At 73.0% G+C, this 18963-nt stretch carries 15 protein-coding genes; 5 read left to right on the top strand and 10 right to left on the bottom strand.

Annotated features, from left to right (window positions below; all coding sequences use genetic code 11):
• Window positions 1-11: 11 nt before the first annotated feature.
• The 8 genes from FRAQA3DRAFT_RS00745 to FRAQA3DRAFT_RS00710 form a co-directional block, all read right to left on the bottom strand.
• Entirely contained in the window at window positions 12-2012 is a 2001-nt protein-coding gene (locus FRAQA3DRAFT_RS00745) for an FAD-dependent oxidoreductase (RefSeq protein WP_009399236.1), read from the bottom strand.
• A gap of 11 nt (window positions 2013-2023) precedes the next feature.
• The gene (locus FRAQA3DRAFT_RS00740) at window positions 2024-3370 is read right to left on the bottom strand and encodes an NtaA/DmoA family FMN-dependent monooxygenase (RefSeq protein ID WP_009399235.1); all 1347 of its coding nucleotides are present in this window, start codon (window positions 3368-3370) and stop codon (window positions 2024-2026) included.
• A gap of 61 nt (window positions 3371-3431) precedes the next feature.
• Window positions 3432-4265, bottom strand: a complete 834-nt coding sequence (locus FRAQA3DRAFT_RS00735) for an ABC transporter ATP-binding protein (protein WP_009399234.1) — start codon at window positions 4263-4265, stop codon at window positions 3432-3434.
• Window positions 4255-5217, bottom strand: coding sequence for an ABC transporter ATP-binding protein (locus FRAQA3DRAFT_RS00730; protein ID WP_051054522.1), 963 nt, complete (start codon window positions 5215-5217; stop codon window positions 4255-4257). The genes FRAQA3DRAFT_RS00735 and FRAQA3DRAFT_RS00730 overlap by 11 nt, the downstream gene beginning before the upstream one ends.
• A gap of 128 nt (window positions 5218-5345) precedes the next feature.
• Window positions 5346-6239, bottom strand: coding sequence for an ABC transporter permease (locus tag FRAQA3DRAFT_RS00725; RefSeq protein WP_009399232.1), 894 nt, complete (start codon window positions 6237-6239; stop codon window positions 5346-5348).
• 1 nt (window position 6240) lies between these two features.
• Window positions 6241-7275: an ABC transporter permease gene (locus tag FRAQA3DRAFT_RS00720; RefSeq protein WP_009399231.1), complete on the bottom strand. Its 1035-nt coding sequence runs from the start codon at window positions 7273-7275 to the stop codon at window positions 6241-6243.
• Between the two features lie 121 nt (window positions 7276-7396).
• Window positions 7397-8965, bottom strand: a complete 1569-nt coding sequence (locus FRAQA3DRAFT_RS00715) for an ABC transporter substrate-binding protein (RefSeq protein WP_009399230.1) — start codon at window positions 8963-8965, stop codon at window positions 7397-7399.
• Window positions 8966-9023: 58 nt separating this feature from the next.
• A complete protein-coding gene (locus tag FRAQA3DRAFT_RS00710; RefSeq protein WP_009399229.1) occupies window positions 9024-10448 on the bottom strand; it encodes an LLM class flavin-dependent oxidoreductase in 1425 nt (474 codons plus the stop codon).
• 341 nt (window positions 10449-10789) lie between these two features.
• Here FRAQA3DRAFT_RS00710 and FRAQA3DRAFT_RS00705 point away from each other — a divergent pair, with 341 nt between their 5' ends.
• Window positions 10790-11710 carry a LysR family transcriptional regulator gene (locus FRAQA3DRAFT_RS00705; RefSeq protein ID WP_009399228.1) on the top strand — a complete coding sequence of 307 codons (921 nt, stop codon included), beginning with the start codon at window positions 10790-10792 and terminating at the stop codon, window positions 11708-11710.
• Between the two features lie 65 nt (window positions 11711-11775).
• Here FRAQA3DRAFT_RS00705 and FRAQA3DRAFT_RS00700 read toward each other — a convergent pair whose 3' ends face one another.
• Window positions 11776-12711 (bottom strand): LLM class F420-dependent oxidoreductase, encoded by a 936-nt coding sequence (locus FRAQA3DRAFT_RS00700; protein WP_009399227.1) that lies wholly within the window; start codon window positions 12709-12711, stop codon window positions 11776-11778.
• Window positions 12712-12949: 238 nt separating this feature from the next.
• Between FRAQA3DRAFT_RS00700 and FRAQA3DRAFT_RS00695 the strand changes: the two genes are divergently transcribed.
• The 3 genes from FRAQA3DRAFT_RS00695 to FRAQA3DRAFT_RS00685 all read left to right on the top strand — a co-directional run bounded on the left by FRAQA3DRAFT_RS00695 (window position 12950) and on the right by FRAQA3DRAFT_RS00685 (window position 15143).
• Window positions 12950-13570, top strand: a complete 621-nt coding sequence (locus FRAQA3DRAFT_RS00695; RefSeq protein WP_009399226.1) for a TetR/AcrR family transcriptional regulator — start codon at window positions 12950-12952, stop codon at window positions 13568-13570.
• Window positions 13571-13789: 219 nt separating this feature from the next.
• Entirely contained in the window at window positions 13790-14944 is a 1155-nt protein-coding gene (locus FRAQA3DRAFT_RS00690; protein WP_009399225.1) for a DUF2889 domain-containing protein, read from the top strand.
• Entirely contained in the window at window positions 14937-15143 is a 207-nt protein-coding gene (locus FRAQA3DRAFT_RS00685) for a hypothetical protein (protein WP_009399224.1), read from the top strand. Before FRAQA3DRAFT_RS00690 ends, FRAQA3DRAFT_RS00685 begins: the two co-directional genes overlap by 8 nt.
• A gap of 32 nt (window positions 15144-15175) precedes the next feature.
• Here the strand turns inward: FRAQA3DRAFT_RS00685 and FRAQA3DRAFT_RS00680 are convergent, their stop codons facing one another.
• Window positions 15176-17761 (bottom strand): CaiB/BaiF CoA-transferase family protein, encoded by a 2586-nt coding sequence (locus FRAQA3DRAFT_RS00680; RefSeq protein WP_009399223.1) that lies wholly within the window; start codon window positions 17759-17761, stop codon window positions 15176-15178.
• A 156-nt stretch (window positions 17762-17917) separates the two neighbouring features.
• On the opposite strand from FRAQA3DRAFT_RS00680, the gene FRAQA3DRAFT_RS00675 reads away from it, so the two are divergent.
• The gene (locus FRAQA3DRAFT_RS00675; protein ID WP_232291848.1) at window positions 17918-18670 is read left to right on the top strand and encodes a GPP34 family phosphoprotein; all 753 of its coding nucleotides are present in this window, start codon (window positions 17918-17920) and stop codon (window positions 18668-18670) included.
• The last annotated feature ends 293 nt before the right edge of the window (window positions 18671-18963 follow it).

Below are 18963 nucleotides of genomic sequence, written 5' to 3'. Positions count from 1 at the left end.
TCACACGCCTCTCAGGAACGGACGGACGCGCTCGCGCCGGCCAGGTCCACGCCGGTCGCCACGGCGGCCTTCGCCGCCACAAGACCCTGATCCGCCACAAGACCCTGATCCACCGCTGGACCCTGATCCACCGCTGGACCCTGATCCACCGCGCGGCCATGATCTACCGTGAGGTTCCCGTCCGCCGGGGGGACCTGGTCGGGGATGGTGCCGAGGACCTGGCCGGCGCCGAGAACGAGGTCGAGGACGGCACCGGCGCCGGCGGCAGGAAGCTCGGCGCCGCGCCAGGCCACGTGCTGGTCGGGGCGGACCAGCACGTTGTCGGCGCCGTACAGCGCGCGCACCGCCGGGTCGGTGAGGTGGACGACCGTGAACGGCAGCGATCGGGCGAGCGCCTCGGCGGCGAGGGCCCGCTCCACCTCCCGGTCCGCGGACAGCACGAGCAGCGCGAAGCCGGTGCCGATGCGGTCGTAGAGGGTGTCGCCGTAGGGGTCGACGAGGCCGTTCGGTGCCCGGTGCCCCGGCCGCGGGTCGTCCTGGTAGACGTCCGCGCGCCACGGTGGTTCGGTGTCGAGCTGGCCGTCCTCGTACCAGATCGCCGACGACGCGTCGTAGCGCTCGTCGAAGGTCACGCCGGGCGCGCCGAGAGCGCCCTGGCTGATCCGGGCACGGATCTCGGCGCGGCGCGCCTCGGCCTGGGGGCTGTCGTCGGCGTCGTCGGGGATGCCGAGCCGGCGCAGTTGCGCCAGCAGTGCGTGCGAGCGCCGCGAACGCTCCAGCGCGTGGTCGGCGATCCGCCAGTTGTGCCGGCGACGCTCCTGGTCGTAGGAGTCCAGCAGTTCCTCCGGGGCCTGACCGGCGAGCACGGCGGCGAGCTTCCAACCGAGGTTGACCACGTCGCCGAAGCCCTCGCCGAGGTTGCCGCCGGGGGTGCGCACGTGCGCGGCGTCGCCGGCCAGCAGCACCCGCCCGCGACGGAACGTCCGCGCGATCCGGGTGGCGTCGTAGAAGGTCGTCGACGAGACCAGCTCCAGGTCGAGTTCGAAGCCGAAGGCGGCCTGGGCGGTGGCGAGCAGTTCCGCCTCGGTGGGCGTGTAATCGAGCGGGTACGGGCCGGCGTACACGCGCCACTCGCGGGTGCTCACCGCGGCGAGGAAACCGGCGGCCCGCTGGTTGAACACGATGTTGGTGCCGCTGGGCGCCGGACCGACCCGGTCGGAGATGTCCTGCGTGCGGACGATGAGCCGCAGCCGCTTCTCGGTGGCGTGGGCGCCGTCGCGTTCGATGCCGGCGAGCCGGCGGACGGTGCTGCTGCCGCCGTCCGCGCCGAGCAGGTAGCGGGCCCGGATGGTGCGTGGCGTGCCGGAGGCCGCGGCCTCGGGGAGCACGTCGGCCTCGGGGAGCACGTCGGCCTCGGGGAGCACGTCGGCCTCGATCCGGTCGACGCTCTCCCGCAGCGCCACCAGCCGCCAGCCGCCGGCCACCCCGACGCCGCGCCGGTCGAGGTGGCCGAGGAAGACCCGCTGCAGGGCGCTCTGCGGACGGCGCAGCGCCTCCTCGGCGGAGTGGCCACCGCCGGACGAGCCCGCGAAGGACGGACGGCGGGGGGCGAGGAGCTCGTGACCGACCAGCGACGTGACCAGCCGGATGCCCTGGTTCCACTCCGGCGGGAACGTCCACTCGTCGCGGATGTGCTGCAGCAGCCCCCAGCGGCGGAAATGCTCCACCGTGCGCGGGCTGTGGCCCATTGCGCCGGCCCGGACCAGTGTCGCGGCGCGGGCGCGGTCGACGACGGCGACCCGCACCCCCCGGGCGGTGAGCTCCACGGCCGCCGACAGGCCCACCGGGCCGGCGCCGACGATCAGCACGTCGACCTCGGTCGGCGGCGTGGCGGTGGGGAAGCGCACGGTGTGCACGTCGCGCCCACCCGTGGCCGCATAGGCCTGGTCCGCATCAGCCAGGTTCGCGTGCGCCTGATGGGCGTGCGCCTGGTTCGCCGAATGCTCCGTCATGGTGGTCCTCCTCAGGCCTGATCGGCCGCGGTCTCGCGCTCACGCGCGTAGCGGTTGACCGGGATCGGCAGGCCCAGGTTGTCCCGCAGCGTGTCGCCGGTGTACTCGGTGCGGAACAGGCCGCGCTTCTGCAGCGACGGGACGACGTCGGCGACGAAGCGCTCGAGGTCGTCGTGGGTGCGGAAGCGGAGGTTCAGGCCGTCGGCCGCGCCGGTGGTGAACCACTGCTCGATCGCGTCGACGACGGTGTCCGGCGCGCCGGTGAACGGTGACGGCGCGTACTCGGTGACCGTCTCGACGACCTGCCGCAGGGTGAGCCCCTCGTCGCGGGCCTGCCGGATGATCTCCCAACCGCGGGTGCGCCCGCCCTTCTCGGCCAGGTGCGCGAGGTCGGGGAACGGCGCGTCGAGGTCGTGCCCGCTGAAGTCGTAGGCACCGAAGCTGCGGCCGAGGAAGCCGAGCTTGCGGTCGAAGTCGTTGTCGGCCTCGAAGATGTCGCGGGAGAGCCGGTGCGCGTCGGCGTCGGTGGCGGCGACGACGGGGCTGGCCCCGACGAGGATGACGACGTGGTCCGGATCGCGCCCGAGCGCCGCGGCCCGCCGCTTGATGTCGGCGTAGTAGTCCTGCGATTCCGCCAGCGTCCCCCCGGGGGCGTAGATGCCCTCCGCGACGTGGGCGGCCAGGGTGCGGCCCTCCTCGGAGACGCCGGCCTGGAAGATCACCGGCTGGCCCTGCGGCGACCGGTCGAGGTTGAGCGGCCCGGCGACCTTGAAGTGCTCGCCGACGTGGTCGAGGGCGTGCAGCTTCGTCGGGTCGAGGAAGAGGTTGCGTTCGACGTCGGCGGGGAAGGCGCCTTCCTCGTAGGAGTCCCACAGCCCGCGTACGACCTCGACCGCCTCGAGCGCCCGGCCGTAGCGGGTGGCGTAGTCGAGGTGCTCGTCGAGCCCGTAGTTGCGCGAGGTGCCGGTGTCGAAGCTGGTGACGACGTTCCAGCCGGCGCGCCCGCCGCTGATGTGATCCAGCGAGGCGAACCGGCGGGCGAGGTTGAACGGCGAGTTGTACGTCGAGCTCGCCGTGCCGACCAGGCCGATGTGGCGGGTGTGGGTCGCGACCGCCGACAGCAGCGTCAGCGGTTCGAGCCGGCTGAGGTAGTGCGCCGGGTAGCCGGCGTTGATGAACTGGCTGTCGACGATGAAGTACGCGTCGAACAGTGCCTGCTCGGCGGTCTGCGCCTGGCGGATGTAGTAGTTGATGTCGACGCTGGCGTTGTTCGGGACGCGCGGGTCCTTCCACAGGCCGTGCTGGCCGGGGCCGCCGACGCCGTAGGCGCTCAGGGCAAGGTGGAGCGTGCGGGCCATGTCCGGTTCCCTTCCGACGGGTGACGTCCAGGCCTGATCGGGGGTTCAGACCGGACCGGGTTCAGGCGTGCAGCAGGGCGCGCAGCGCGTCGCGCTCGGCGCGGCTGGCGGCGGCGGAGCGCAGCGTCGGCGCCGAACCGACGAGCAGCCGGGCGTAGGGGTGCCGGGGGTTGCTGATGACCGCGCGGGCGTCCCCCACCTCGACGAACTCGCCCTGGTAGAGCACCGCGATCCGGTCGGCGACGCCGGCGACGGAGCCGAGGTCGTGCGAGATGAAGATCAGGGCGACGCCGGCGTCGCGCAGCTCCTTGAGGATCTCCAGGATTCCGACGCGGTTGGCGGAGTCCAGCGCGCTCACCGGCTCATCCAGGATGATCAGCGCGGGCTCGGTGACCAGGACGCGCGCCACCGCGACGCGCTGGCGCTGGCCGCCGGAGAGCTCCCCGGGCAGGCGGCCGAACAGCTCGCTGTCCAGGCGGACGCGCGCGAGGTAGGCGCGACCGCGCTCGACCGCCTCCTTGCGACCCACGCCCTGCACGAGCAGCGGCTCGATGAGCGACTCCTCGATGGGCAGGTCGGGGTCGAGACTGCGCAGCGGATCCTGGAAGACGTACTGGACGACGCCGCGGCGACGCAGCGCGCGCCACTGCCGGGCGGAGTACCGGGACACGTCCTCGCCGTCGATGAGGATCCGGCCGCCGGAGGCCCGCACCAGCCCGAGCACCGCACGGGCGAAGGTCGACTTGCCCGAGCCGGTCTCGCCGATCACGCCCACGGTCTCGCCGCGGGCCACCGACAGCGAGACGCCGTGCAGCACCCGGCGCCGACGCCGCCGCAGCCCGTAGTGGACCTCGAGATCGGCGACCTGCAGGACCGGACGGCCGTCAGCGGACATCGTCCAGCTCCTTGCGCTGCTCGCCGGCAACCGGGCCGATGCCGGCATGGGGGTCGGCTTCCGGGTCGGGATCGGGATCGGGATCGGTCGTGGAGTCGGAGTCGGCCAGGTAGCGGTCCAGGCCGTACTGCTCGTGTTCGGCGATCAGCAGGCGGGTGTACTCGTGGCGCGGGTGGTAGAGCACGTCCGCGGTCGGCCCGTGCTCGACGACCTCACCCTCGCGCATGACCAGCACCTCGTCGCAGACCTGCGCGACGACGGCGAGGTCGTGGGACACGACGACGAGGGCGAGCCCGTTGCGCTCCCGCAGGTCGGCGAGCAGGTCGAGGATCTCGGCCTGCACGGTCACGTCCAGGGCGGTGGTCGCCTCGTCGGCGATGAGCACCTGCGGGTCGGCGGCGATCGCGGTGGCGATGAGGACGCGCTGCAGCATCCCGCCGGAGAGCTCGAAGGTGTACTGGTCGTAGACGAGCTCGGGGTCGCGCAGGTGCACCGCGGTCAGCAGCTCGAGCGCGCGGCGGCGCGCGGCCCGCCGCCGCAGCCCGGACTTGACCTGGATGACCTCGGCGATCTGCACCCCCACCTTGAGGGACGGGTTGAGGTAGGAGGCGGGGTCCTGGAACACCGCGCTGATCGTCGACCCGCGCAGGTCGGTCCACTGCGGGGTCGTCAGCCCGGCGATGTCGCGCCCGGCGATCTCGATCGAGCCGGCGGACACGGCGAAGTGCGCCGGCAGGATGCCGAGGATCGCCCGGCAGGTCAGCGTCTTGCCGCTGCCCGACTCCCCCACGATGCCGACGGCCCGGCCGGGCCTGAGCTCGAACGAGACGCCGTGCACGATCTCGCGGTCGTTGACCTCGTCACGGATCCGCACGCCGCGGACCGTCAGCGCGGGGGCCTGCGCGGCCGGCGGTGCCGCGGCGGACTGCGGATCCGCGGTGGTCGGGGCCACGGCGGGCGAGGGCACGGCGGGCGAGGGAACGGCGGGCGAGGGCACGGCGGGCGGCTGCCCGGCGGGCGGGTCCGCCGGGCGCGCCGCGGGCACCGTGGCGGTGGCCGTGCCATCGGAACGGGTTCTCGTCACGGGGCGACACCTCCGGCGGGGATCGGTTCGGCTGGGTCGAGGCGGCGGGCGCGCACCCGGCGGCTGTTGAGCAGCGCGCGCCCCGCCTCCCCGGACACGTCACGGATCGCGTCGGCCAGCAGGTTGCTGCCCCACACCGTGGCCATGATCAGCAGGGCGGGGACGGCCGGGGCCCACGGCTGGTAGGACAGGTAGCCGAGGTCGGAGGCGAGCAGGCCACCCCAGGTCGGCGCCGGCGGCTGCACCCCGATGCCGAGGAAGCTCAGGCTGGAGACGACGACGAAGCCGATGCCGATGGTCTGGGCCAGCGCCACCGCTACGGGCGGCAGCACCTTCCCCCACACGTGCCGGCGCGCGATCCAGCCGATCGACGCGCCGGAGATCAGCGCCGCCTCGACGTACTGCGAGCGGGCGACCGCCAGCGTCGACGCCCGCGCGACCCGGTAGAACAGCGGGGAGACGAGCACGCCGACGGTGAACATCGCCTGCGGGATCCCGTTGCCGAGCAGCGCGGTGACGGCCACGGCGTAGATGAGGAACGGCAGTGCGATGAGCGTGTCGGCGATCCGCAGCGTGAACCACTCGAACACCTGGCCGAAGTACACCGACAGGATGCCCGGGACGACGCCGACGACCAGCGCGATCAGCGCGACCTCGACCGAGCCGAGCACGCTGGTGCGCGACCCGGCGAGCAGCCGGCTGAAGACGTCCCGGCCGAGGTAGTCCGTCCCGAGCCAGTGCTCCCAGGAGGGGCCGGCCAGGGTCAGCGCACTCGTCCCCAGCGGGTCGTGCGGAGCCAGGGTCGGGCCGAGGATCGCCAGCAGGACGATCACGGACAGGATGCCGACGGCGAGCCGGCCGGCCGGCAGCGCCAGGACGCGGCGGACCATGTCACACCCCCCGCTGCGAGGCCGGCGTGACCCGGCCCAGGACGATGTTGACGATCAGGTTGAAGGTGACGACCAGCACGATCGACACGACCAGCACGCCCTGGACCGCCGGCACGTCACCGGCCTGCGCGGAGTCGTTGGCGAACCGGCCGAAGCCCTGCAGCCCGAAGATCCACTCGGTGACCACGGAGCCGCCGATGAGCGTGGGGAACCGCCAGCCCAGCACGCTCAGGGCGGGTCCCACCCCGTTGCGCAGCACGTGCCGGAAGAAGATCCGCCGCGGGCTGAGCCCCCGCACGATCGCGCCGGTCACGTAGTTCTCCTGGTAGGAGGCGATGAGGCCGGAGCGAAGCTGGCGGGCGACGTCGGCCATCGGGTCGAGGCTGAGCGCCAGCGCGGGCAGCAGGATGTGGGTGAACCACGGCCACGTCCCCACGCTCGCCGGCACGTAGCCCGCGGCCGGCAGCCAGCCGAGCCCGACGGCGAAGACCGTCACCAGGACGATGCCGACCACGAAGGGCGGCATCACCGAGAAGATCGTCAGGAAGCCCGTGATCGTCCGGTCGATCCAGGTGGTGCGGCGCACCGCCGCCAGGGTGCCGAGCCCGAAACCGAAGACGACGCCGATGATCAGCGCCAGCGTCACCACCGACAGGCTGATGGCCAGGCCGTTGCTGATCAGCTCGGCGATGTTCGTGCCGTTGGACCAGCTCGCGCCGAGCTGGCCGTGCAGGATGTCGGTGAACCAGCTCCAGTACTGGGCGAGGAACGGGCGGTCCAGGCCCCACTGCTGCTCGATGCGGGCGACCGCGTCCGGGGTGGCGCTCTCCCCGAGCTGGATGCTGGCGGGGCTCAGGCCGCTGATCGCCCGCAGGGCGAAGGTCAGGAAGGTCGCCACCAGGAAGACCGGGACGAAGATCGCGACCGAACGGGCGAGGGTGACCAGGACGCGGCCGGCGGCGCGGCGCGCCCTGGCGGCGGCGAGCGCAGCGCCCGGGTCGGCAACGACCGCGTGGTCAGCCGTGCTCACCGCCATGGGTTGCCTCCTCTCTTCAGGCCGGTTGGGCGTGGATGGACGTCGGGTGGGAGTGGATGGGCATGGAGTGGGCGTGGGTGGGCGCCGCGGGTCGGCGCAGGTGCGGTCGGCGCGGGCCGGATCAGTCGCCGATGGTCACGCCGGTCCAGTCGATGTGGGCCGGGTTGGCGGGCAGCGCGGAGATCGCCTTGTTCTTGGCGAACAGGTTCGGGCTGGAGTAGGTGAAGACGAGCGCCCTGCTCTGCAGGCCCACGCGGGTGGCCGCCTGCAGGATCTGCGGGTAGTCCGGCGCGTCCAGCGGCGTCTGGCGGACCTTGGCGATCGCGGCCTCGAAGCCCTCCGGCTCGTAGGGCGAGCTGAGGTTCAGCGGACCGTCCGGGCCGAAGTGCGCCGTGAGCGTCTGGACGGCCGAGTCACGCCCGGTCGTGCCGTACAGCGAGAACGTCAGATCCTTGGCGAAGAAGGGCGTCGCCCAGTTCTTGTTGATCTTGATGGTGACGGTGATCCCGATCGCCGCGAGCTGCGACTGCACGATCTCCGCCGCCGGGTCCTCCTTCGAGATGACCAGGTCCAGCTTGATCTGGCCCGGCTTGATGCCGGCCTGCTCGAGCAGCTGCTTCGCCTTCGCCGGGTCGTACGGGTACAGGTTCGCCGACTTCTCGTCGTAGGCGATGTACCCGGGCGGGAAGGGCTGGTTGGTCGGCTTGCCGTACCCGAAGGTGAGCTTGTCGACGAACTCCTGCCGGTTGGTGGCATAGCGGACCGCGTCGACGACCTTGGGGTTGTCGAACGGCGCCTTGTTGATGTTCAGGCTGATGTTCGAGGCGTTGAAGCCAGGCTGCACGAAGACGTCGAGGCCGGCCGCCTTGGCGGCCTTCGCCTGGCTCGGGGCGAGGTCGGCGAAGTTGTAGACGCCCGTCTGCAGGCCGGAGACGACCGTGGCCTTGTCGGGCGCCGAAACCAGCTCCACGTTGTCGATGTGGATGTTCTTGGCGTCCCAGTAGTTCGGGTTCTTCTTCAGCAGGACCTTCGTGCCCGGAATCAACTGCGTGACGACGAACGGTCCGGCGCCGACCGGGTTCTGGTCGAGCTTCGCCGGGTCCGCCGCGGCCTTGGGACTGGCGATCTGCAGCACGCGCTCACCGAGCAGCAGGGGGATCTGGTGGTCGACCTGGGTGAGGTGGACGACCACGTCCAGGTCGCCGCCGGTCGTGACCGACTTGATCGAGGTGAGGTCGCCGAACAGCGCCGAGTTCTTCTGCGACTTGGCCCGGTCGATGGCGTCCTTGACCGCCGCGGCGTTGACCGGAGTGCCGTCGCTGAACGTCAGCTTCGGGCGCAGATGGAACGTGATCTCGTCGCCGGTGGCGTTGTAGGCCCAGCTCTCGGCCAGGTCCGGGACGGCGTTGCCCTTCGCGTCCGTCCTCGTCAGCGACGCATAGGGCAGGGCGAGGATGCGGAACTGGGCGCCACTGCCCGAGACCACCGGATCCCAGTGCGTCGGGAAGAAGGAGGAGGCCCATTTCAGGGTGGCCGACTTACCGCCGCCTCCGCCGCCGGCGGCCGCGGTTCCGGCGCCGGAACCGGAGCCGCAGGCACTGAGGACGAGGGCCGTGAGGGTCACCAGGGCCCCGAGGACGGCGCCGCGTCTCGTGCGGCGGGCGGACGGCAGATGTCGCGCGGAGGTCATCGTCTTCTTTCTCTGTCTGGATCTTGACGTTTGGATCTCGACGGGAATGGGCTGCGATTCAGGGGACAAGCACCGAGGCCGCGCTGTCGGCCACCGCCGCGCTGTCGCCTACCGCCGCGCTGTCGCCCACCGCGTCGCCGACGGACTGCTCGTGGCGGCGTCGCGCCGCCGTGTACCGGTTCTCGGGAATCGGCAGGCCGAGATTGCCGCGCAGCGTGGTCGACTCGTATTCGGCGCGGACGACGCCTCGTTCGCGCAGGATCGGCAGCACCTGATCGGTGAAGCGCGCGAACTCACTCGGCACGTTCACGGTGATGTTGACGCCGTCGAAGCCACCGCCTTCGAACCAGCGCTGAATCTCGTTCGCGACGGTCAGGGGCGACCCGACGAAGGGCGAGCGGCGGGCCTGCAGCTGGTGTTCGACCACCTGGCGCAGCGTGAGGTTGTTCTCCTGCGCCAGCTTCGTGATTGCGTCCGCATGAGTGCGGAAGCTGCGCTCGGCGACGTCTCCGACCTCGGGGAACGGCGCGTCCAGGTCGTACTGCGAGAAGTCGTGCCAGCCGAAGGGGCGCCCGAGCTCGGCCAGGGCCCGTTCGAAGCTGCCCTCGCCGAGGATCGCGTCCTCCTTGGCACGGGCCTGCTCGTCGGTGTCGGCGATGATGGGGGAGATTCCCGGGACGATGAGCAGGTTCTCCGGGTCGCGGCCCTTTGCGGCCGCCCGGGCCCGCAGCTCGGTGCGGAACGCCTGCGCCTGCTCGAGCGTCGGCGCGTGGGTGAAGATCGCGTCGGCGATGCTCGCGCCGAGGTCACGCCCTTCCTCCGAGTCGCCCGCCTGGAAGATGACCGGCTGGCCCTGGGGGGTGCGCTCGAGGTTCAGCGGTCCGACAACGGAGAAGAATTCACCGGTGTGATTGAGCGCGTGCTGGCGGCTACGTTCGAAGAAAACGCCGCGCTCCTTGTCGCGGGGGAAGGCGTCCGCCTCGTAGGAGTCCCACAGCCCCTGCGCAATTCGCACGTGTTCGATCGCTCGCCCGTAGCGGGTCGGATAGTCGTAGTGCTCGTCTCGGCTGTAGTTGCCGGCCGTGCCGGCGTCGCCGCTGGTCACGACGTTCCAGCCGGCGCGGCCGCCGCTGATGTGGTCGAGCGAGGCGAGGCGGCGGGCGACGTTGAAGGGCTCGTTGTAGGACGTCGTGATCGTCCCCACCAGGCCGATGTGGCGGGTGTGGACGGCGATCGCGGACAGCAGCGTCAACGGCTCCAGGCGGCTGAGGTAGTGGTTCGGGGAGTCCGCGGTGATGAACTGGCTGTCGACGATGAAGACGTGATCGAACTTCGCGGCCTCCGCCTCCTGGGCGCGGGCGATGTACCAGCGGACGTCCACGCTGGCGTCACCCGGGATCTCGGGGCTCAGCCACGTGTTGTGTTGCCCCGGACCGCCGACTCCGATGAGGACGGCGCCCAGTTTGAGCGTGCGAACAGACATGGTGGAGCCTTCCCGGGCTGGGGGCGGAGAGCGCACGACGACGGCGCCGTCCGTCGGGCCGAATCCGGTTCCGGTTCCGGCACAATGGGCGCGCTGAAGTACGCGGGAAAGGAAGGGAGATACCTACATCGCGTCGCTGGAACGGGCGACGGCTTTGGCTGCGGCGGCGCAGCGACCGATCAGGTCAGCGACAGAGCGCTGCCTGACCACGGGCGAGATCCAGCCAACGACAACACGTGAGCATCACGGTCGTCGACTGGGTCATGCCGATGAGCATGCTGGTCCGGCGACCGGATGTCCAACTACGCTTCGTTATGACGATCAATCGCATCTGGTTATGAATGTCCAGTACCCTGACCGGCATGCGACGAATGCTGGACATCGCCCCACTGCGCAGCTTCGTCGCTGTCGCGGACTGCGGCGGTTTCCAGCGGGCCGCGACGTCGCTGCACCTCAGCCAGGCGGCGGTGAGCCAGCACGTGCGCCGGCTCGAGTCCGCCACCGGACGCGCGCTGGTCGAGCGCCAGGGCCGCGGTTCCCGGCTGACCCCCGACGGCGAGCACCTGCTCCGCCAGGCCCGGCGGATCCTCGCCATCCACGACGAGACCCTGCACGGTTTCGGCATGGAGACCGAGGAGACGGTCGTGATCGGCTCGACGGAGCACGCCGCGGCACAACTGCTGCCCTTCCTCGCGGCGGCGCTGGAGCAGTCGCTGCCCCGCTATCGCATCCGCTTCCGCATCGACCGCGGCACCAACCTGCGCGAGGGGCTCGAGGCCGGGCGGATCGATCTGGCGCTGCTGCTCGGCCCGGCCAACGACCCGCGCGCGACGCCGGTCGGCGAGCTGGAGCTGATCTGGTACTCCTCCCCGGTGTGGCGGCGGCCGGCGGCGACGCAGCCGATGCCCGTGGTCGCCTTCGACCATCCCTGCGCGCTGCGCACCTGCGCGTTGGAGGCCCTGTCGTCGCAAGCGATTCCCGCGGTGATCGGCGCGGAGGCGATCCAGCTCGCCGGCGTCCAGGCGGCCGTGGGTGCCGGCCTGGGGGTCGCGTTGATGGCCACCATGGGGCAGACACCCGAAGGGCTCGTCGCACGCGACGACCTGCCGAAACCCGCGCCGCTACCGCTCGCCGTCTGGTCCCGCCACGGCCTGGCGACGATCATCTCGGAGCGGGTCGCGGCGGCGTTGGGGCGGCTGCTCGCCGAGCCGGCGGCGGCCGAGACGGCCATCGAGAACCTCCAGCTCGCCAGGGGAGCCTGAAGCTCCCCCCGTTCCGTGCCGACGCCCGGTAGCCGCCGCCCCCCCGCCCGCTCACCCCCGCCCGCTCAGACGTGCGGAAGCACCTCGGCGGCGATCAGGTCGAGGTGGTCGAGGTCGGCCAGGTCGAGGACCTGCAGGTAGATCCGGCTCGCTCCGGCGCCGTCGGGGCCGAAGGTCGCGAGCTTGGCCAGGATCTCCTCGGGGGTGCCGGTGAAGCCGTTGGTGCGCAGCTCGTCGACCTCGCGGCCGATGCGCTCGGCCCGCCGGGCGAGTTGCGCGTCGGACTTCGCGCAGACGACGACGTTCGACGTGGAGTAGACGAGGTCCGCCGGGTCCCGGCCGGCCGCCGCGGCCACCTCCCGGACCCGGGCGAACCGCTGCCCGACCACCTCCGCGGCGGCGAAGGCGGCGTTGAACTCGGCCGCGTAGGTGACGGCGAGCTGGGGGGTGCGCCGCCGCCCGGCTCCCCCGATGATGATCGGCGGCCGGGGCTGCTGCACCGGCTTCGGCAGCGCCGGGCTGTCGGCGAGCTGGTAGTACCGGCCGTCGTGGGAGAAGGTCTCCCCGGGCGGGGTGCCCCACAGCCCGGTGATGATCGCAAGCTGCTCGGTCAGCCGGTCGAACCGTTCCTCGACCGGGGGAAACGGGAGGCCGTAGGCGGTGTGTTCCGCCTCGAACCACCCGGCGCCGAGGCCCAGCTCCACGCGGCCGCCGCTCATCGCGTCCACCTGCGCGACGGCGATGGCCAGCGGCCCGGGCAGGCGGAAGGTCGCGGAGGTGACGAGGGTGCCCAGCCGGATCCGCGAGGTCTCGCGGGCCAGGGCCGCCAGCGTCACCCAGGAGTCCGAGGGCCCCGGCGACGGATCACCCGGCCCCATCCGCAGGTAGTGGTCGGAACGGAAGAATCCGTCGAAGCCGGCGTCCTCGGCCGCCCTCGCCACGGCGAGCTGCCGCTCATAGGAGGCGCCCTGCTGAGGCTCGATGAAGATGCGCAGGTCCATCCGTCCACCTTGGCAAACGGCCGCCGGACCCGCTCGGCGGCCCCCGGGCCGGGAGGTGGGGTCGGACCCGGGCGGGCGGCCCGACGGCCGGTAGGGTGATCGTCCAGGCCTCCCGGGGGGCGATGCGGGCTGGCGGTGGCCCGGGCCCGGCGGCGGGCGGGCTGCACGGCCGGGCTGCACGGCCGGGCTGCACGGCCGGGCTGTGCGGCGGCCGGGACGAGGGCGAGGAGGTGGCACTGTGGCGCTCCAGGACAACCAGGACGAGCGAGAACTGATCATGGATGCCGCGTACCGGTGCCTGCTCGCGAGCGAGGGCGTCTCCGTGTCGATCACCGACATCCTGCACGCCGCCGGCCTGTCGACGCGCGCCTTCTACCGCCACTTCGCGTCCAAGGACAGCCTGCTGCTGGCGATGTTCCGCCGCGACTGCGAGCGCGTCACCGCCGAGCTGACCGCGTCGATCGCTGCGGCCACGACCGCCCGCGAGGCGTTGCGCCGCTGGATCGACGGCGTGTTGCACCTGATGTCGGCGGAGCCCCGCCGCCGCCGCGCGCTGATCCTGAGCTCCGAGGAGACCCGCCGGGCCCGCGGTTTCGCCGCGGAACGGGAACGGTTCCAGGCCGCCCAGGAGGCGGCCCTCGCGGCGATCCTGCGCCGGGGCGTCGAGGACGGCTCCTTCCCCCGGGCGGACCCGCGGGCCGACGCCGAGCAGATCCAGGCGGTGCTCGGCCGGGCCCTGGACCGCCAGCTGCTGTGCCCGCCGGCCGGCAGCCCCGCCGAGACGGCGGACCGGGTCGCCGACTTCGTCTTCCGCGCCCTCGGCGCGTCCACCGGCCGGTCCGCCAGCGGCGTGAGCTGACCCCGCCGCCACCCGCAGTTCCCGCGCGACAGCCCGCGTCCAGGTGCGGGACGCCGTTGACAGCCGGGCCGGCGGGAACAATTTTGTGAAAAAGGCGTTTTCAGCTGGGTAGCCCCGGGCACGACCACCAACCGGGACGCGGCGGGCCCATCGGACCATCCGGCGGGTGGGTCTCGTCGAGGCCCGTGCACGCACACCGAGAGGGAGGTGCATCCGCCGATGGCGACGGTTCCCCTGCGGATCCTGCATCCGCGGCATGGCATCCACGAACCGACCAGCGGCACGCCCGCCCGCTCGGCCGGATCGGTCCGCCGCACCACCACGATCGACATGCTGCGCCCCGACGGGTTCGGCGGCCCGCTGCACCTGGTCGGCCGCGGCCGCGACCTGCGCACCGCCGACCCGGCCGACGACGGGCCGGGCGGCACGGCCGCGGGCGCCGAGGTGCTGGGCGAGGCGACGGTGCACGCGGTGGTGGACTTCACCGCCGGGCGCGAGCTGCGCCAGATCACCAGCGACCCGACGCGACCGGCGCTGGCCGGGCTGGTCGGGCGCTCGGTCGCCGCGGGCTTCCGCGGCCGGCTCGACGAGGTCGACCCCGCGGTGGCCGCCGAGGAGGACCTGCTCTACCTGCTGCTGGACGACCTGCCCGGCGCGGCGCTCGTCTCCGGGCACGCCTACGGCGCCGCCGCGCAGGAGGCGCGGGAGACCGGCGTCCCGGCGATCCCGCCGATGCGCCAGGGCGACTACCGGCACGTCACGGACCTGTGCGCGGGTTTCGCCACGGGCGGGACGATCATGAGCGAGGTCGAGGCGTTCGGCCGCTCGCCGGTGGTGACCGGTCCGGTCGCCCCGCCCCTCGAGCGCCCCGGTGACCCGCTGGCCTGGCACGACACCCCGCCGCTGCCACCGCGCGGCATGCGCCGGGCGCGCCGCGTCGACGTCCGCCTCGACGGCTCCGGCGCCCGGGCCCACGTCGACGCCCTGTTCCGGGACTCCTACGTCCTGCCCGAGGGCGTGGCCACCGTCATCCACGAGTACACCGTGACCGCCGAGGTCGACACGGCCACGTCGACGTTCGTGAGCTGCGAGGCGACCCCCCGCGCGCTGCCGTTCGTCGAGTGCCCGGCCGCCGCGGCCAGCGCCGCCCGGCTCGCCGGGATGCCGCTGGCCGGGCTGCGCCCGTTCGTGCGCCGGACCTTCGTCGGCACGTCGACCTGCACCCATCTCAACGACACGCTGCGCGTGCTGGAGGACGTCCAGGCGCTGCTCGGCCCGCTCCACCCGCACCTCCGCGAAGGGGCACACCTCCGCGAAGGGGCACACCTCCGCGAAGGGGCACACCTCCGCGAAGGGGCAGAGAACCATGGGTGACAGCGTGATGTACGACTCGCCGACCGAGTTCCTGCACGAGGCCGCCAACTCCGGCGACCTGTGCGTGGCCCAGTCGGTGCTGCCGGACGACGACGGGACGTACACCGTCTCCTGCTCCTGCGAGCGGTGGATGGCGAACGCGCCCAGCATGGAGGAGGGCCTGCGGCCGGCTCGGGTACACACCGGCTCGCAGCGCTGACCTGGCGGTGGGGGCCGGCCCGTCGCCACGTGTCAGCCGCCGCCGACGATGGCGCGGGCACGCAGGTCCTTGATCTCGTCGTCGCCGTGGCCGAGCTCGCGCAGGATGGCCTCGGTGTGCTCGCCAGCCAGGCAGCCGCCCAGGCTGCGGGTGGACGACCGGGAGAAACGCACCGGCGGGCCCATGCGCAGGTGGTCGTCGAAGACGGGGCTCACGGCCGGCGAGGCGTACTCGGCGGCGAGGGCCGGATCGGTCTGCAGCTGCAGCTCCGCGTCCATCTCGGTGACCTGGACGCAGCCGACGTCAGCGGCGGTCAGCCGCTGTTCCCACTCGGCCGCGGGCCGGGTGGCGAAGATCCGGCCGAGTTCGACGGCCAGCTCGTGATCGTGCTCGGCGCGGGCGGCGGCCGTGGCGAACCGGGGGTCGGCGGCCGGATCGACGGCCGGATCGACATCGCGGGCGCCGGCCGGATCGGAGACCGCGCCGCCCCCGGATCCGCCCGCCCCGGCCGGGGGACCAGCCGCGAGGGCGGCGACGAGCGCCGCCCACTCCCGCGGCGCGGGCGCGGCGAGGAACACCCATCCCTGCGCCGCCGGGTACATCCGGTAGAGCGCGTTCAGGCCGTGCCCGCCCTCGTCGACGACGGGCTGTGCCGGCCGGCCCGCGTACTCGACGACCTGCTCCATCAGCGCGTACATGCCGGTCGCGATCATGGTGACGGTCATCGGGCCGAGGGGACGGCCGCGGGTGCGGGCCAGCAGGCCGAGCGAGATCGCCGAGGCCACGCCGAGCGCGGCGAGCCCGTCGGCCTGCAGGCTCGTCACCGCCGAGGCCGATGCGATCCGCGCGGCGGTGGACTTGATCTGCGCGAGCGAGGTGGCGTTCGCCGCGTGCGGCGCCTCGGTCATCGCGATGCCGCTGGCCGCACCGATCGACGGCGCGTAGGCGGGCCTGTCCCCGAAGGGACCGTCGGTGCCGTAGCCGGGCGCGTTGACGTAGACGAGATCCGGGTTGACCGCCCGCAGCGTCGCCGCGTCGACCCCGGCCCGCTCGGCGGCGCCGGCGCGGAACGCCTGCAGCACCACGTCGCTGCGGCGGGCCAGCTCGTGCACGATGCGCCGGCCCTCCTCGGTGCCGAGATCGAGGGCGATGCTCTCCTTTCCCTGCATGACCCGCACCGCGCCGAGCTCCGGGAACGGCAGGATCCGGCGGATGGTGTCGCCCGCCAGCGTCTCGACCTTGATCACCCGGGCGCCGAGATCGGTCAGCATGGTCGTGCCGAACGGGGCCGCGAACATCAGCCCGAACTCCAGAATGGTGACGCCGGCCAGCGGCGGACCGACCGGCGCTGACACGGCGGGGCCGGCGTGCGGGGCGGCGGCGTGCGGAGCGGCGGAGCGTGTGACGCCGGCGGCCGCGGCGCGCAGTTCGGCGCCGTGCTCGTCCGGCCGGGGGGCGGGCCGCGGCGGCGACAGCGGGGCGCCGTCGGCGTGCACGAGGGTGGTGGGGCGGCGGACCGGGCCGTGCTCGGCGGTGTCGAGGACGACGACGCGGCCGTCATGCCGGATCTGCGGATGGTCCAGCACGCCCGAGCCGACGTTGAACACCTCGGCGTTGATGTTCGGGTTGGTCGCGAAGACGTGCTGCCAGTCCGCGAGGGTACGCTCCCCCACCTTGCGGATCATGATCTCCCAGAGCTCGGTGCGTAACTCCTGGGTCTCCAGGACCGGTAAGCCCGCCCACTTCGGGTCGTCCAGCAGCGGGGTGAGGCCGAACTCCGCCAGCATCGCCGCGAACAGGCGGGGCTCGACCTGCGCGAACTGCAGCCAGTGGCCGTCCCTGGTCGGCGCCGCGAGCAGGGGGTAGATCAGCGCGCTGACCGGGTCGCCCGCCGGGGTGGTGGCCTCGACGGTCCGGTAGGCGTCGGGAAAGCGCACCGCGACGAGGTGCTCGAACCAGCTCCAGGTATCGATCATGCTGACCCCGCGGACCAGGTCGGCCTCCACGTGCTGGCCGAGCCCGCTGGACTCCCGCTCGACCAGCGCGGCCGCGATCCCCTGCACGGCGGTGTGGGCGGCGCCCCAGGTGGCGAAGGCGACCGAGCAGTACGCCGGGCCGGGCCGGGACACCAGTCGCCGCTTGGCGTGGAACATGCCGAGCTTGGCCATGACCAGGCCCTCGTAGCCCTTCAGGTCCGCCCAGGGCCCGGACGAACCCCAGCCCGTGATCGCCACGCTGACCAGGCGCGGGTTGCGCTGGGCGAGGTCGCCGGGGCCGAGGCGCAGGCGGCGGGCGGTCCTCGGGCGCAGCGTGGTCACCACGACATCGGCGCCGGTGAGCAGCCCGTCGAGCACGGGCCGGTCGGCCGGGTCGTGCAGGTCCACGACGACGCTGCGCCTGCCGCCGCCGATGGCCGGCCAGGCCGGCGAGCGGCGCAGCGGGCTGCCCCCCGCCGGCTCGACCCCGACGACATCCGCGCCGGCGTCGGCCAGGAACCGGGTCGCCAGCGCCCCCGGCATCGTCGTCGACAGGTCGATCACCCGCAGTCCGGCGAGCGGCGAACTCGACGTCGGCACCGGGCCGTCCGGCCCCTGCCCGGAAATGGACGCTGTGCTCATGTCGGCCTCCAGATGCAGATGCGGATCCGGATGGTTCACGTCAAGGAGAGGACGTTTACCTAGAACACGTAGTGAGATATGTTAGGTAGATCACAGCGGCTGTCAAGAATCGGGCTCGGCCGGGTCGGTTCGGTTCGGCTGTCGGCCGGGCGACGGATGATTGCGCTCACGGCGGCCGGGCATGATCCTCGCCTGCAGATCGGGACTCCGGTCCCGCCGCGTTCGACCTGGAGGGGGACGACGGCCGTGCTGCTCGCCGAGGACCTGTTGCTGCTCGCGCTCGACCCGGATCGCGGGACTCCCGTGAACTCCTCCCGCCAGCCGCTGGGCGTGGCGCTGTGCGGCGCGCTCGTCGCCGAGCTGGGGCTCGCGGGGCTGATCGAGGAGGACGGGCGACGGCTCGCGCCGGTCGGCATCCGCCCGAAGCACCCACTGCTCGCCGACGTCCACGCCGCGCTCGGCACGGTCCGCGGGCGGCGCGCGGCCGACCAGCTCCGCCGCCTGGACGGGGCGATCGGCGGGGTCTGGTCGCGCGTGGTCGACGGCCTGGTCGACGCCGACGTGTTGGGGCGCCGACGCGACCGAGTGCTGGTCGTGCGGATCACCCACCACCCCGTGCTGCGCACCGAGGCGCGCGACGAGGTGGTGTGGCGGATGCGGACGGCCGCGACCGGCGACGGGCCGCTGGACCCGCGCACGGCCACCGTGCTCGCCCTGTCCGGGCCGGCCCGCCTGCTGGAGGTGGTCGCCCCGCAGCGCGCCGAACGCCGCCACGCCAAGGCGCGCATCGCGGCGGCGACGGACCAGACCCCGATCGCGCCGATCGTCAGGAAGGTCATCCAGGAGGCGCAGCAGGCGGCCGCCGCGGCCGCGACCACCGCGGCCATCGCCAGCACGGCGTCGACCTGACCGGTGCTGGAACTCGGTCCGAGCATCCCACCGGCGGCGGGCTGACCGCTCGCCCGAGCGCACCGGTCACCCCGCTCGCCCTCCGCAGTACCCCGCGCAGGCCACACGCCACGCGCCCGCCCTGTCCCAACCCCCCGAAGATCTCACCTTAGAGTCGTCATCCGACTCCCCTGTGCAATCTCCCATCAGGAGTGACACCGGATGACGCATGCCCGTGGCACCGCCGATCCCGGCGGTCGCCCCCGCCGATCCCGCGCGGCCCGCCGGGCGGGACGCCAGCCCGCCCGAGCCGA

This window comes from Frankia sp. QA3, from assembly GCF_000262465.1.
GTDB lineage: Bacteria > Actinomycetota > Actinomycetes > Frankiales > Frankiaceae > Frankia.
The sequence above is the reverse complement of the archived record's forward strand: the minus strand, read 5'-3'. Positions and strand labels throughout refer to the sequence as shown.